The following is a 12,956-nucleotide window of genomic DNA, read 5'->3' on the forward strand; positions in this document are numbered from 1 at the left end:
GATCACCGGATGCGCTCCTTCGACGAACTGGTGGACGAGGCCGCGTCGGTGTCCGTCGACGGCTGGGATTTCTCCTGGCTCGACGGCCGCGCCAGCGAGCAGCGGCCGTCGTGGGGGTATCAGCGGCTGCTCGGCGAACGGCTGCGGAACGTCCAGTCCGTTGTAGACGTCCAAACCGGCGGCGGCGAGGTGCTGGCCGGTGTACCCGTGCTGCCGCCGCTGACCGTCGCCACCGAATCGTGGCCGCCGAACCTCGAGAAGGCCGCCGCGTTGCTGGAACCGCGCGGCGCGACGGTCGTCGCGGACAGCGACGAACCGCCGCTTCCGTTTCAGGACAACGTGTTCGAAATGGTCGTGAGTCGTCATCCGGTCACTGTGTGGTGGGACGAGATCGCGCGTGTTCTCCAACCTGGCGGGAGTTATCTGTCGCAGCAGGTCGGTCCGTGGAGTGTGTTCGAACTGGTCGAGTACCTCCTCGGGCCGCAGCCGCCGGAAGTGCGCAATAGTCGGCATCCGGACCGCGCGAAAGCCGAAGCGGAGCAGGCCGGGCTTGAAGTGGTGGATCTGCGTTTCGAAGAACTGCGCACTGAGTTCCACGACATCGGTGCGGTGATTTACTTCCTGCGCAAGGTGATCTGGATGGTGCCGGGATTCACGGTGGACGAATACCTGCCCCGATTGCGCGAACTGCACGAGGAGCTGCGGAAGGGGCCGTTCGTCGCGACGACTACGCGGTACCTGATCGAGGCGCGGAAGCGATAGCCGCCTCGATGCCGTCCGCCAGCACCGCCACCCCAGCCTCGAAGCTCAGTCTCGCCTCGTGCTCCAAATAGGACACTCCGGCAGGCGGCGGCGGTGAACTCTCCTCACCGAGCCGGGCGACATTCGGGTACCGCTCAGCCAGATCCGGGGCCAGCTCGCCGAGCGCCGACGCCCGCGCCCGCCACCAGTCCTCATCGGACAGTCCGGTTTCCTTCAGAGCCAGCCGCGATTCAGCGGCGACCTGCACTGCGCCGCGGACCACGTTGAGCAGCGCGCCCACCAGCCGTCGCACCTGACCGGCGGGCAGTCCGGTCGAGAACAACACTCGCAGCACGGTCTCCTGCATCCGGAACTCCCCCGGACCCAGCACCGGCCGCGCGTAGGACACCTGCAGCAGCCACGGATGTCGGAGGTGGAACTCCCACAGGTCGCCGGCCAGCTGAAGCAAAGCCGGACGCCAGCCGCCGGACAGGTCGTGGTCGTCGCGGAGATCGCCGAACACCTGGTCGCACATCAAGTCGATCAGCTCGGTCTTGCTCGGCACATACGTGTACAGCGCCATCGCCGTGCGCCCGAGCCGCTCTCCGACCGCGCGCATCGACAGCGCGGACATGCCTTCGGCGTCGGCGAGCTCGATCGCGGCGTCCACGATGAGGTCCACGCTCAGTGCGGGTTTCGGCCCCGGCGCACTGCGGGGTGCACTGCCCGCGCGCCACAGCAGCTCCATCGAACGGCGGGCGTCGCCCTGCCCCGCGAACACGACCACCGGCGACCCCTTTCTCCTTACAGGATAAAGGACCGCCGGGGTCGCTGCCTCAGCCGTCCACCTCGATCGCGAGCGCCGGACAGAGCTGCGCCGCTTCCTTCGCCTGCGCGTGGAGTTCCTCGGGCGGGTTTTCCCGCAGCAGCACCACGATCCCGTCCTCGTCGCGCTGGTCGAACACCTCGGGTGCGACGAGCACGCACTGTCCGGCTCCGACGCAGCGGATTTGGTCCACGACCACCTTCATCTCGCGACTCCTTTCACCAGGTCACGGGGAGTTCGTGCACCCCGTAGACCGCCATGTCGTGCTTGAACTTCAGCTCCTCCAGCGGCTTCGCGAGCCGGAGCGTCGGGATCCGCCGGTAGAGGGTCCGGTAGACCACCTGCAGTTCGACCCGCGCGAGCGGCTGGCCGAGGCACTGGTGCACGCCGTAGCCGAACGCGACGTGGTGGCGCGCCTTGCGAGTCACGTCGAGCTTGTCCGGCTCCGGGAATTGCGTCTCGTCGCGGTTGGCGATGTCCGTGGCCGCGACCAGGCCCTCGCCCTTCCGCACGGTCTGCCCGCCGATCTCCAAGTCTTCGAGCGCGACGCGGCGCCGTCCGGAGTGGACGATCGTCAAGTACCGCAGCAGCTCCTCGACCGCGTTGGCCAGCAAGGCGTCGTCGCCGTCGCGGACCGCGGCGAGCTGGTCCGGGTTCTCCAGCAACGCGACCGTGCCGAGCGCGATCATGTTCGCGGTGGTCTCGTGCCCGGCGACGAGCAGCAGCTGGCCCATCGAAGCGACTTCCTCGACGGTCATCGCGCCGGTGGCGACCTGCCCGGTCGCGAGGCGGCTGAGCACGTCGTCGGCCGGGTCGTCGATCTTCTTTTCCACCAGCCGCGCGAGGTAGTCGAGCAGTTCCTCGGCCGCGGCGAGCGACTGCTCCGCGGTCGCCTCCCGCGAGACCAGGACCTTGCTGCAGCGGTGGAAGAAATCACGGTCGGCGTAGGGCACGCCGAGCAGCTCGCAGATCACCAGCGACGGCACCGGCAGCGCGAACGCCTGCACGAGGTCGGCGGGTTTCGGACCGGCCAGCAGATCGTCCAGCAACTCGTCGACGATCCGCTGGATCCGCGGCCGCATCCCCTGGATCTTCTTCACCATGAAATCGCCGGTGAGCAGCCGGCGCTGGGCAGCGTGCTCGGGGTCGTCCATGCCGATGAAGGATTTGAACCGGCTGCGTCGCGCCTTGATCCCGGGCGTCTGCGCTGGATAACCGGCGCGGTCGGGATCGGCGCTCACACGCGGGTCGGTGAGCAGTGCCCGGACGTCTTCGTAGCGGGTGAACAGCCACGGTTCGCTGCCGTCCCAGATCCGCACGCGCGACACCGGCTCGTCGTGCAGCCTGCGGCCGAGTTCGGGCGGCGGATCGAACGGGCAGCGCCCGCGAGACATCGGGAACTGCTCTACGGGCCGGACGTCGGCCATCACAGCCTCCTGAAAAGTCACCAAACGATCGTTCGGATACTTACCGAACACATGTTAGGAGATCTGGTGAACAACTGACCAGACCCGGGTTCCAAGATCACCGGGATGGCCGTGCACGACCGTCCGAAAGCGGGAGAAAACGCCCGTGGCTCAGGCGAAAATGAGCGACAGCAACTCGTCGGCGAAGCTCACCACGGCGTCCTCGCCCGGCCGCCTGCCGGACGAGTGGAACAGCGCGACGCGGCCGTGCGCGCCGACGAACGCGATCACCCCGGCCCGGTCGGCGGGCACCCGGAGCGCGACGCCGGACTCGGCGCAGCGGGCGAAGGCGGCGCTGATCCGGTCGATGAGATCGATCGTCGGACCGTGCGGCCGGACCCCGGGAGCGATGCGGCTGGCCCCGTTGGCGGTCATCAGCCGGTAGTGACCGGGGTTGTCCATCGCGAACCGGCAGTACGCGTGCAGCAGCGCGCGCACCCGGCCCACCGAATCCTCGGCGGGAACCCGGGACTCGGCGGCTTCCATCGCGAGCCGCAGCCTGCCGAACTCGTGCTCGGCCAGTCCGGTGACGAGCGCGGCCCGGTCGCTGAAGTGCTGGTAGATGCTGGCCGGGGCGATGCCGACGGCGCGGGCGACCCCGCGGATGGTGAGCGCGTCCTCGCCGTCGAGTTCCGACAGGAGCCTGCTGGCCGCGGCGAGGATTTCCCCGCGCAGCCGTTCGCCCTCGCCCCAGCGGTTGCGCGTGCGGGCCTGGACTTCTTCGGACACCTGCCCATTGTTACCGCTCGCGTTGCCCTCGGCCGCTCCGGCCCGCCGCGGATGTCGATCGTTTCGTCGTCCGTCCGCCATCCGGGGTTCACCAACTGGGCGAGGGGGATCGATAGCGTTCGCCGGTGGACGATCAGGGGTGGCTGGACGACTTCCAGCGGCGGATTGACGAAATGCAGGCGAAGAGCGTTGCCCTGCAGGAGACGCTGAGCACCGCCGAGGGCCGCGCGAAATCGGGCGACGGGCTGGTGTCGGTTTCGGTCGCCCCGAACGGCGCGCTCAAGGACCTGGTGATCGACGACCGCGCTCTGCGGCACGGCGGCGCCCGGCTCACCGCCTTGATCATGGACGCCTACGGGAAGGCCCAGCGCCAGGTGTCGCGCGACGTCATCGACGCGTTCGCGCCGATCGCCGGTGACAGCGAGATGATGAACGTGGTCAAGTCGTACCTGCCGGAGCCCGAGGAAGAGCCGGAACCTCCGGCCGAGCCGCCGCGGCCCGAAACGCCTGCCCGGTACTCGGGACCTCCGCCGGGCAGCACCACTCCGCCGGGCAGCGCGTCCTTCGGACGCCCGATGCCCCCGCCGGGCGGCGCGACGCACAGCCGTCCGCCGATGCCGCCTCCGGGCGACACTCCGCCGCCGCCCCCGGCCGCGCCCGAACCGCCGCGGCCGACGTCCGGCCCGCACCGCCGGCGCGCCGCGGGCGAGGACGACGACGAGATGCAGCCGTGGTGACCGGACTGTCAACCCGTCGTTAGTGCTGGGAAATCACCAGTTTCCGGACCGTACGAAAGAGGGGTCACATTCCGGGAGCTTCTGCCTACTTTGGGTTGAGCGCGCGCAAACCCGGCAAACTCCCCACCTCCCCAGGAGCTTTCTATGTCTAGGAAGTTCGTGCTGTCCGGCGCGATCGCGCTCGCTGTGGCCGCCGCGCCGCTCGCGGGCGGCGTCGCGGGCGGCGTCGCGGTCGCCGCGCCAGCTCCGTCCGCCGCCGCCACGGTCTACTACTCGACTTCAGGCGCGCCGTCGTTCCGGGCCGCGATCAACGCGGGCGCGGCGAACTGGAACCGCGCGGTGACCAATGTGAAGCTGGTCGAGCGTTCGTCCGGGGCCTCGCTGCGGTACGTCGAGGGCAACGACCCGCGCGGGTCCTACGCGCAGACCGACGGCCACGGCAACGGCACCATCTTCATCGACTACACCCAGGCCCGCCAATACGACAACACGCGGATCACCGCGCACGAGACCGGCCACGTGCTCGGCCTGCCGGACCACTACTCGGGCCCGTGCTCCGAACTGATGTCGGGCGGCGGCCCCGGCCCGTCGTGCCACAACGCCAACCCGAACTCCCAGGAAGCGTCCCGGGTGCAGCAGCTGTGGGCCAACGGAATCCGCGCCGCGGCCGGTCCGCAGCAGCGGATTTACGAAAAGATGCCCGTCGGCTGAGACCGATGAGCGAGCGGCGGCCGGGTACGTCCCGGTCGCCGCTTCGCTGTCAAGGCTGTCGGGTCGGAAAGCGCCGTTCGGACCATGGTTGAGGTCGGAATCCGCCTTATCTCGCTGAGACAGGAATGCCCGCCGTCCCCCGGTGGTTGGCTTGCCTTCAGACGAAGGGGAGGCATTCATGGCGGAAATTGTTCTGGTGCACGGTGCTTGGAGCGACGGGTCGGCGTGGCTGGACGTGATTCCCGCGCTGCACCGGCAGGGACACCGGGTCCGCGCGGCACACCTGCCGATGACCTCGCTCGCCGACGACATCGCCGAAGTCCGCCGGGAGGTAACTACCTTCAGCGGCCCGGTCATGCTGGCTGCCCACTCCTACGGCGGCGCGGTGATTTCCGGTGCAGCGAAAGATAATCCGCAGGTCAGCGCTCTGACTTACTTCGCGGCGTATGTCCCCGACGAAGGCGAGACTGTGCCCTCGATGAACGCCCTCTTCCCGGGCGCTCCCGGAAAAGACGTCGTGATGTCGCACGAGAACGGCTGGTCGTCCCTCGACCCGGATCGCTTCCATTACGCCCTCGCCGCCGACGTTGCTTCCGATCGAGCGGCCGCGCTGGCCGCAGTGCAACGACGCGCCCGCGCCGAGTGCTTCCTCGCACCGGCGGGTCCTGGCGCCTGGCGCGATCTGCCGACCGGCTACGCGGTGTCCACAGAGGACCGGATCCTCAACCCGGACCTGCAACGCTGGTTCGCCGAGCGGGCTGGAGCGGACTGTGTCGAGTTGTCGGCCAGCCATTACTCACTGCTCTCCCAGCCAGAGGCGGTGGCCACGATGATCGACAAGATCGCGGCTCGCAGCGAGTAGCGGCTATTTGCCCGCCACGGCCGCGTGCACCGCGAAATCCGCCGCCCGCATCGGTTGTGCGTGCCCGGGGCGCGGACTGCGCGGTTCCCAGACCACGTCGACCGGCACCGACCTCAGCCCGAGCCGCAGCGCGACGGCGATCCGGTGGTTGCCGTCGAGCGTGCCGAAGTCCTCGCAGAACCCGAGCCGCAACGGCGTCCGGATGCCGTGCCGCGCGATGTCCTCGGCGAGGGCGTCGAGATGCCGCGGGGTGTCCACGAGTGCGGAGCCCACCTTTTCCCGATCCACCGCCCGGTACCGGGCCACCAGCGCGACAGGCAGTTCAACCGGCATACGCTCATCCTGGCACGGAGGAAATTCAGTTGCCCAGTCCCATTCGGACGACCGAGTATTCCCCCCATGACCACCGAACCCGCCCGCCGTGCCCCGTCCCGTTGCCTTGCTCTGCACGGCAAGCAGCAGACGGCGCAGGAAGGGACTAGCCAGGCCGCGCGATGAGCGCCGAGCTGGTCGCAGGGCTTGTCGCGGGGTACGGGATCGCCATGCCGGTCGGGGCGATCGGCGTTTACCTGGTCGAACTCACCGCTCGCACGTCGTGGCGGGTCGGGGCGGCCGCGGCGATGGGGGTGGCCACCGCGGACGGCGTCTACGCCGTTCTCGCCACCACCGGCGGCGCCGCGCTGGCCCCGCTGCTCGCCCCGATCACCACTCCCCTGCGCCTGACCTCCGCCGCCGCGCTGTTCGTGCTCGGCGCGTGGACCGCGATCCGAGCTGTCCAGCGCTATCGATCCGCGGAAACTCCGTTGCTGGCAACGGAACCGCACCCGCTCCGGGCGTACGCGACGCTGCTCGGCCTGACCCTGCTCAACCCGTCCACCATCATCTACTTCACCGCGCTCGTCCTCGGCGACCGCCCGGCCAACGGCACGGTATTCGCCGCCGCCGCGTTCGCAGCTTCGGCCAGTTGGCAACTGCTCCTGGCCATCGGCGGCGCATTGCTCGGACGCGGACTCACCGGTCCGCGCGGACGGCTCGGCACCGCCCTGCTGTCCAGCGCGGTGATTCTCGTGCTGGCGGTGCGGCTCCTCTAGGAAACGACCGTGCTTTCCCTTACCTCCAAGGAAAACGGCGGCTGCACCGAACGCGGCTCAGCGCTCTCGGTACCGGCGAGGCGGCTGTGGATGAGGTCGATCGCGGCCTCGGCGATCGCCGCCTTGTCCGGCGAGATCGTGGTGAGCGCGGGCAGGCTGAACGCGCTCTCCTCGGTGTTGTCGAAGCCGACGATCGCGATGTCGTCGGGCACCCGAAGCCCGTGCTCGGCCGCCGAACGCAACGCGCCGACGGCCAGCAGGTCGTTGAAGCAGAACACCGCGTCCGGCGGTTCTTCCTGTGCCAGCAAGCGTTTCATCGCCGCCGCACCCTCGGCGCGATGGTACTTCGCCACCGGCTCGACCAAGGAATCCGCGGACGGCAAACCAGCATCGGCCAACGCGGCCCGATAACCCGCGAGACGCAGCGACGAAGTCCCGCGCTTCGGGTTCGCGCCGATCGCCGCGATCCGGCGGCGGCCGAGCGAAACCAGATGCGACACCGCGAGATGCGCGGCCTGCACGTTGTCGATCGCCACTCGGTCGAGCGCGACGTCCACCGCGTGCTCGCCGAGCAGCACCATCGGGATTTTCTTTTCCGCGGCGGGGAAATCGGCCGCTTCGAGCGCCTCCGGATGCACCAGGGCGCCGTCGACCAGATGGGGGCCCAGCGAGTCCACAGTGGCCCGTTCGCGGTCGCGGGTCCCCTGCGTCTGCTCGATCAGCACGCTCCACCCGCGGCGCTGCGCGGCGGTGATCACCAGCCCGGCCATTTCGCCGAAGTACGGAATGCTCAGCTCCGGCACCATCAGCGCCAGGAACCCGGTCCGCCCGCGGCGCAGGTTGCGCGCGCCGAGGTTCGGCCGGTACCCGGTCGCGGCCAGTGCCTCCTCGACGCGCCGCCGGTTCTCGGGCTTCACGAACGCGTAGCCGTTCACCACGTTCGACACGGTTTTCACCGAAACGCCCGCCAGCGTCGCGACGTCCTTCAGGGTCACGGCCACGCTGACTCCTCATCTCCTCCGCCCGGGAGCCCGAGCTCATCACGAGCCCGCGAAGCCCTCGGCACCAGCCCCGACGACCACGTAGTGTAGCGACGTTTTGCCTGTTTACAACGTTGTTCCAACGATGTAAAAATAGCCGGAGCTCGGCGGGGTGACGGTCGTCACCCCGCCGAGCGGGTTGCCCCAGTCGTCGGCTGCGAGGAGTCCGCCGTGTCCCCGTCCGTCCCTGCCCGCTTCGCCCTGGTCGCCGGCACCGCCACGGCACTCGTGCTCGCCGGCTGCACCAGCCGCGAGGAAACCCCGGCCGCGCAAAGCAACGGCTCCGGTCCGGCCGCCTCGGCCGCGTCCTCCGCGCCCAGCGCCGACGGCTGCACCATCGACAAGACCGGATACCCGAAGGTCGACCCGAAGACCGCGATCGTCGGCTTCTCCCAGTCGGAGAAGGAGGCGAACCCGTTCCGGATCGCCGAGACGCAGTCCATCCGCAGCGAGGCGGCCAAGCTCGGCATCCCGGCCGACCACCTGCTCACCACGAACGCGCAGAGTGACCTCAACAAGCAGATCTCGGACATCAAGTCTCTGCTGGACCGGGGCGCGCAGCTGCTCATCGTGGCCCCGCTGAACTCCGACGGCCTGCAGCCCGCGCTCGACGCTGCGAAGGCGAAGAAGGTCCCGGTGGTCACCATCGACCGGCAGGTCACGTCGAAGCCGTGCACCGACTACCTGACCTTCATCGGCTCCAACTTCATCGAACAGGGCCACCGCGCGGCCGCCGCGCTGGCGAAGTCCACCGGCGGCAACGGCAAGGTCGCGATCCTGCTCGGTTCCTCGGGCAACAACGTGACCACCGACCGCACCAAGGGGTTCAAGGACGAGCTGGCGAAGACGCCCGGGCTCACCGTGGTCGCCGAGCAGACCGGCGAGTTCGACCGGTCCAAGGGCCAGTCGGTGATGGAACAGCTGATCCAGAGCCACCCGGACCTCACCGCGGTGTACGCGGAGAACGACGAGATGGGCATCGGCGCGGTCAACGCGCTCAAGACCGCGGGCAAGAACCCCGGCAAGGACGTGAAGGTCGTGTCCGTCGACGGCACCCGCAACGCGGTGCAGCTGATCGCCGACGGCAGCTACAACGCGGTCATCGAGTCGAACCCGCGGTTCGGGCAGCTGGCGTTCCAGACGCTGCAGCAGTTCGAGGACGGCAAGCCGATCCCGCCGAGCATCGTCATCACCGACGACGCCTACGACGAATCGAACGCGGCCCAGAAGGTCGGGAACGCGTACTGATGATCAGCGCGGCCGACACCCAGGTGGCGACCATGACCGCACCGGTGCTCGAGGTGGCCGGGGTGACCAAACGGTTCCCCGGCACCGTGGCCCTCGACGACGTCTCCTTCCGCTTGCGCCGCGGCGAAGTCCACGCGCTGGTCGGGGAAAACGGCGCGGGCAAGTCCACTTTGATCAAGGTCCTCACCGGCGTGTACCGGCCGGACGAGGGCGAGGTGCGCCACCTCGGCGAGCCGGTCGATTTCCGCAGGCCGATCGACGCGCAGCGTGCCGGGATCTCCACCATCTACCAGGAGGTCAACCTCGTCCCGCTGATGAGCGTGGCGAGCAACGTCTTCCTCGGCCGGGAACCGCGCACCCGCACCGGCCTGGTGGACTGGTCGGCGATGAACGAGCAGGCGCGCGACCTGCTCAGCGGCTACGGGATCGACACCGACGTGCGGCGTCCGCTTCACACGCTGGCGGTCGGCGCGCAGCAGATGGTCGCGCTGGCTCGTGCGGTGTCCACAAAGGCCGGTGTCGTCGTGATGGACGAGCCGACGTCGTCGCTCGAACCGCGTGAAGTGGACACTTTGTTCGAGGTGCTGGCCCGGCTGCACGCCGACGACATCTCGGTGCTCTACGTGAGCCACCGGATGGACGAGCTGTACCGGGTGTGCGACAGCGTCACGGTGCTGCGCGACGGACGCGTAGTCCACAGTGGGCCGCTGAAGCCGTTGCCGCGCATTGAGCTGGTGTCGATGATGCTCGGCCGGGAAATCCGGCAGATTCGCGCCGAGGGCGTCACCGCGTTCGGCGAGGAGCATCATGCGCAGAAGGAGCCGTTGCTGCAGGCCATGAACCTGTCCGGCGGGAACAAACTGCACGACGTTTCGGTGAGCGTGCGGCCAGGCGAGGTCGTCGGGCTGGCCGGGCTGCTGGGCTCCGGCCGGAGCGAGACCGCGCGGGCTGTGGTCGGGGCGTTTCCGCTCGACGGCGGCACCGTGCTGCTGGCCGGAAAGCCGTTGAAGCGGGGGAAGATCTCCGCCGCGATGCGAGCCGGAATCGCGCTGCTGGCCGAGGACCGCAAGGCGGACGGGATCATTCCGAACCTGTCCGTGCGCGAGAACATCGTGCTCGCCGCGCTGCCGCGGCTGTCCACTTTCGGCTTCGTCAGCCGGTCCAAACAGGACCGCGTGGTGAAGACGTTCATGGAACGATTGCGGATCAAGGCGTCCAGTCCGGAGCAGAAGGTGTCCGAGCTGTCCGGCGGCAATCAGCAGAAGGTGCTGCTCGCCCGCTGGCTCGCCACCGGCCCGAAAGTCTTGCTGCTGGACGAGCCCACGCGCGGTATCGACGTCGGAGCCAAGGCCGAGGTGCAGGCGTTGATCGACGAACTGGCGCAGGACGGGCTCGGCGTGCTGCTGATCTCGTCGGAACTGGAAGAAATTCTCGACGGCGCGGACCGGGTGGTCGTCCTGCGCGACGGCAGCGTCGCCACCGAACTGGCCGGCGACGCGGTCACCGAGGACAACGTGCTGGCGGCGATAGCTGCAGGGGGTGACAACGATGTCGACCGCGACACTGACGAGACCTGACCGCGCCCGCGTCACGAGCTGGCTGCAGAACTACGGCGTGTACCTGGCCGTGGTCGTGCTGCTGCTCTTCAACGTCGCATTCACCCAGAACTTCCTCTCCGCGGCCAACTTCCGCACGCAGTTGGTGCAGGCCGCGCCGGTGTGCATCGTGGCGCTCGGCATGGCGCTGGTGATCGGCACCGAAGGCATCGACCTGTCCGTGGGCTCGGTGATGTCGGTCGCCGCGGCGCTCGTCCCGCTGTATCTCGGGGCCGGGCCGCTGATGGTGATCCTGGTCGCGCTCATCGCCGGGCTCGTTTCCGGGCTGTTCAGCGGTTTTCTGGTCGCCCAGCTCGGAATTCAGCCGATCATCGCGACCCTGGCCTTACTCGTCGGCGGTCGCGGGCTCGCGCTCGTGATCGCGCACGGGCAACTGGTGCAGCTGCACAACCCGGACTTCCTCGCGCTCGGCACCGGCGACGTCCTCGGGGTGCCGATCATGGTCCTGGTAGCCGCTGTCCTTTCAGTACTGGCCGGATTGCTGGTGCGGCGCACCACTTTCGGCCGGCACCTGGTCGCGGTCGGCGGCAACCGTCCCGCCGCGACACTCGCCGGGCTGCCAGTCAAACGCGTCCTGATCGGCGTGTACGCCATGTCCGGCGCGCTGGCGGCGATCGCCGGCGTGCTGTCCACCGCACGGCTCGGCGCGAGCGACCCGAACGACCTCGGCCTGCTGATGGAACTCTCCGCGATCACCGCGGTGGTGGTCGGCGGCACTCCGCTCACCGGCGGGCGCGTCCGCGTGCTCGGCACGGTGTTCGGCGCGCTGCTCATGCAGCTGGTGCACGCCACGCTGATCAAACACAACCTGCCCGACTCCGCCGCGCAGATGGTGCAGGCCGCCATCATCGTCGCCGCGGTGTACGTCGCCCGGGAACGGAGCACGCGATGATCGCGACCACCGTCGCCCCGCCGTCGGAACGCGGCGCGGCGTTCGCCGCAGTCCTGCAACGCCAAGGCGCGGCCGTGGTGCTCGTCCTCGGCGTGCTTGTCGCGTGGTTCACCTTCCCTCGTTTCGGCTCCGCGGACAACCTGCGCGACCTCGCCTTGCAAAGTTCCTTCCTGGCAGTGATCGCACTGGGCATGACGTTCGTGATCATTTCCGGCGGGATCGATTTGTCCGTCGGCTCGGTGTACGCGCTCGGCGGTGTGCTCGCCGCGTACGGTTCCCGCTACGGCCTGGTCGTCGCTATCCTGCTGCCATTAGTCGTTTGCGGACTGATCGGACTGATCAACGGTCTGCTCATCGCGCGGACGAAAATGGCGCCGTTCATCGTCACGCTCGCCTCGCTGTTGTTCGCTCGCGGGCTCTTGCTGGCCTTGACCAACGAGGGTGCGACAACGTACAAAGTGGAGCCAGGCGCGGCCTTGCTGTGGCTGGGACAAGGCAAGATCTTCGGCATCGGCGTACCGGTGTATCTCGCGTTGATCCTTTTCGGACTCGGCGGACTGCTGTTGCGCCGAACCCGCTTCGGCCAGTCGATCTTCGCTCTCGGCGGTGCGGAACAATCCGCGTTGCTCATGGGTCTTCCGGTGGCCCGCACCAAAATCGTCCTCTACACGCTCAGCGGCACTCTCGCCGGATTCGCCGGCGTGCTCACCGCCGCGTATCTGCAATCGGGCGTCACCGTGCTCGGCGTCGGCACGGAACTGGACGCGATTTCCGTCGTGGTCATCGGCGGAACGCTGCTCACCGGCGGCGCCGGGACCGTCATCGGCACGCTCGTCGGCGTGCTGCTGAAGACGCTGATCCAGAACGTCATCAACCAGGTCGGCACTCTCGATTCCAACTACCAGACGGTGGTCAGCGGCGCTTTCCTGCTGGTCGTCGTCGTGATCCAGCGGCTGCTGGCCCGTTCCCGCCGTTCCTGACCCGTGCAGTTCCATCC

15 protein-coding genes are annotated in these 12,956 nt (G+C 68.7%); 9 read left to right on the forward strand and 6 right to left on the reverse strand.

The window, feature by feature from the left end; all coding sequences use genetic code 11:
• Positions 1 to 9 precede the first annotated feature (9 nt).
• On the forward strand, positions 10 to 762 hold the full coding sequence (locus ATK30_RS11300; RefSeq protein WP_101435569.1) for a methyltransferase domain-containing protein: 753 nt from the start codon (positions 10 to 12) through the stop codon (positions 760 to 762).
• On the opposite strand, the gene ATK30_RS11305 is transcribed toward ATK30_RS11300, so the two are convergent.
• The 4 genes from ATK30_RS11305 to ATK30_RS11320 all read right to left on the reverse strand — a co-directional run bounded on the left by ATK30_RS11305 (position 728) and on the right by ATK30_RS11320 (position 3,762).
• Positions 728 to 1,528: a TetR/AcrR family transcriptional regulator gene (locus ATK30_RS11305; protein ID WP_101435570.1), complete on the reverse strand. Its 801-nt coding sequence runs from the start codon at positions 1,526 to 1,528 to the stop codon at positions 728 to 730. The two genes, ATK30_RS11300 and ATK30_RS11305, sit on opposite strands and share 35 nt — an antisense overlap.
• A gap of 49 nt (positions 1,529 to 1,577) precedes the next feature.
• Entirely contained in the window at positions 1,578 to 1,772 is a 195-nt protein-coding gene (locus tag ATK30_RS11310) for a ferredoxin (RefSeq protein WP_101435571.1), read from the reverse strand.
• A 13-nt stretch (positions 1,773 to 1,785) separates the two neighbouring features.
• Complete coding sequence (locus ATK30_RS11315; protein WP_101435572.1) at positions 1,786 to 2,994, reverse strand: cytochrome P450; 1,209 nt, start codon at positions 2,992 to 2,994, stop codon at positions 1,786 to 1,788.
• 150 nt (positions 2,995 to 3,144) lie between these two features.
• Positions 3,145 to 3,762: a TetR/AcrR family transcriptional regulator gene (locus tag ATK30_RS11320; RefSeq protein WP_101435573.1), complete on the reverse strand. Its 618-nt coding sequence runs from the start codon at positions 3,760 to 3,762 to the stop codon at positions 3,145 to 3,147.
• Positions 3,763 to 3,887: 125 nt separating this feature from the next.
• Here ATK30_RS11320 and ATK30_RS46845 point away from each other — a divergent pair, with 125 nt between their 5' ends.
• The 3 genes from ATK30_RS46845 to ATK30_RS11335 all read left to right on the forward strand — a co-directional run bounded on the left by ATK30_RS46845 (position 3,888) and on the right by ATK30_RS11335 (position 6,072).
• Positions 3,888 to 4,499 carry a YbaB/EbfC family nucleoid-associated protein gene (locus tag ATK30_RS46845; protein WP_101435574.1) on the forward strand — a complete coding sequence of 204 codons (612 nt, stop codon included), beginning with the start codon at positions 3,888 to 3,890 and terminating at the stop codon, positions 4,497 to 4,499.
• Between the two features lie 144 nt (positions 4,500 to 4,643).
• Positions 4,644 to 5,210 carry a snapalysin family zinc-dependent metalloprotease gene (locus ATK30_RS11330; RefSeq protein ID WP_101435575.1) on the forward strand — a complete coding sequence of 189 codons (567 nt, stop codon included), beginning with the start codon at positions 4,644 to 4,646 and terminating at the stop codon, positions 5,208 to 5,210.
• Positions 5,211 to 5,388: 178 nt separating this feature from the next.
• Positions 5,389 to 6,072 carry an alpha/beta fold hydrolase gene (locus tag ATK30_RS11335; protein ID WP_101435576.1) on the forward strand — a complete coding sequence of 228 codons (684 nt, stop codon included), beginning with the start codon at positions 5,389 to 5,391 and terminating at the stop codon, positions 6,070 to 6,072.
• Positions 6,073 to 6,075: 3 nt separating this feature from the next.
• Here the strand turns inward: ATK30_RS11335 and ATK30_RS11340 are convergent, their stop codons facing one another.
• Positions 6,076 to 6,405 carry a ParB N-terminal domain-containing protein gene (locus ATK30_RS11340; protein WP_101435577.1) on the reverse strand — a complete coding sequence of 110 codons (330 nt, stop codon included), beginning with the start codon at positions 6,403 to 6,405 and terminating at the stop codon, positions 6,076 to 6,078.
• Positions 6,406 to 6,566: 161 nt separating this feature from the next.
• Between ATK30_RS11340 and ATK30_RS11345 the strand changes: the two genes are divergently transcribed.
• Positions 6,567 to 7,163 (forward strand): LysE family transporter, encoded by a 597-nt coding sequence (locus tag ATK30_RS11345; RefSeq protein ID WP_101435578.1) that lies wholly within the window; start codon positions 6,567 to 6,569, stop codon positions 7,161 to 7,163.
• On the opposite strand, the gene ATK30_RS11350 is transcribed toward ATK30_RS11345, so the two are convergent.
• Entirely contained in the window at positions 7,160 to 8,164 is a 1,005-nt protein-coding gene (locus tag ATK30_RS11350; RefSeq protein WP_101435579.1) for a LacI family DNA-binding transcriptional regulator, read from the reverse strand. The genes ATK30_RS11345 and ATK30_RS11350 overlap by 4 nt on opposite strands.
• Positions 8,165 to 8,374: 210 nt before the next feature.
• Here ATK30_RS11350 and ATK30_RS11355 point away from each other — a divergent pair, with 210 nt between their 5' ends.
• The 4 genes from ATK30_RS11355 to ATK30_RS11370 are packed head-to-tail and all read left to right on the forward strand — an operon-like array spanning position 8,375 to position 12,939.
• Entirely contained in the window at positions 8,375 to 9,451 is a 1,077-nt protein-coding gene (locus ATK30_RS11355) for an ABC transporter substrate-binding protein (protein WP_101435580.1), read from the forward strand.
• A gap of 32 nt (positions 9,452 to 9,483) precedes the next feature.
• A complete protein-coding gene (locus tag ATK30_RS11360) occupies positions 9,484 to 11,028 on the forward strand; it encodes a sugar ABC transporter ATP-binding protein (RefSeq protein ID WP_416332649.1) in 1,545 nt (514 codons plus the stop codon).
• The gene (locus tag ATK30_RS11365; RefSeq protein ID WP_101435582.1) at positions 11,000 to 11,959 is read left to right on the forward strand and encodes an ABC transporter permease; all 960 of its coding nucleotides are present in this window, start codon (positions 11,000 to 11,002) and stop codon (positions 11,957 to 11,959) included. The genes ATK30_RS11360 and ATK30_RS11365 overlap by 29 nt, the downstream gene beginning before the upstream one ends.
• Positions 11,956 to 12,939: an ABC transporter permease gene (locus ATK30_RS11370; RefSeq protein WP_101435583.1), complete on the forward strand. Its 984-nt coding sequence runs from the start codon at positions 11,956 to 11,958 to the stop codon at positions 12,937 to 12,939. Before ATK30_RS11365 ends, ATK30_RS11370 begins: the two co-directional genes overlap by 4 nt.
• Positions 12,940 to 12,956 lie beyond the last annotated feature (17 nt).

The organism is Amycolatopsis echigonensis (assembly GCF_002846615.1).
Classification (GTDB): Bacteria; Actinomycetota; Actinomycetes; order Mycobacteriales; family Pseudonocardiaceae; genus Amycolatopsis; species Amycolatopsis echigonensis.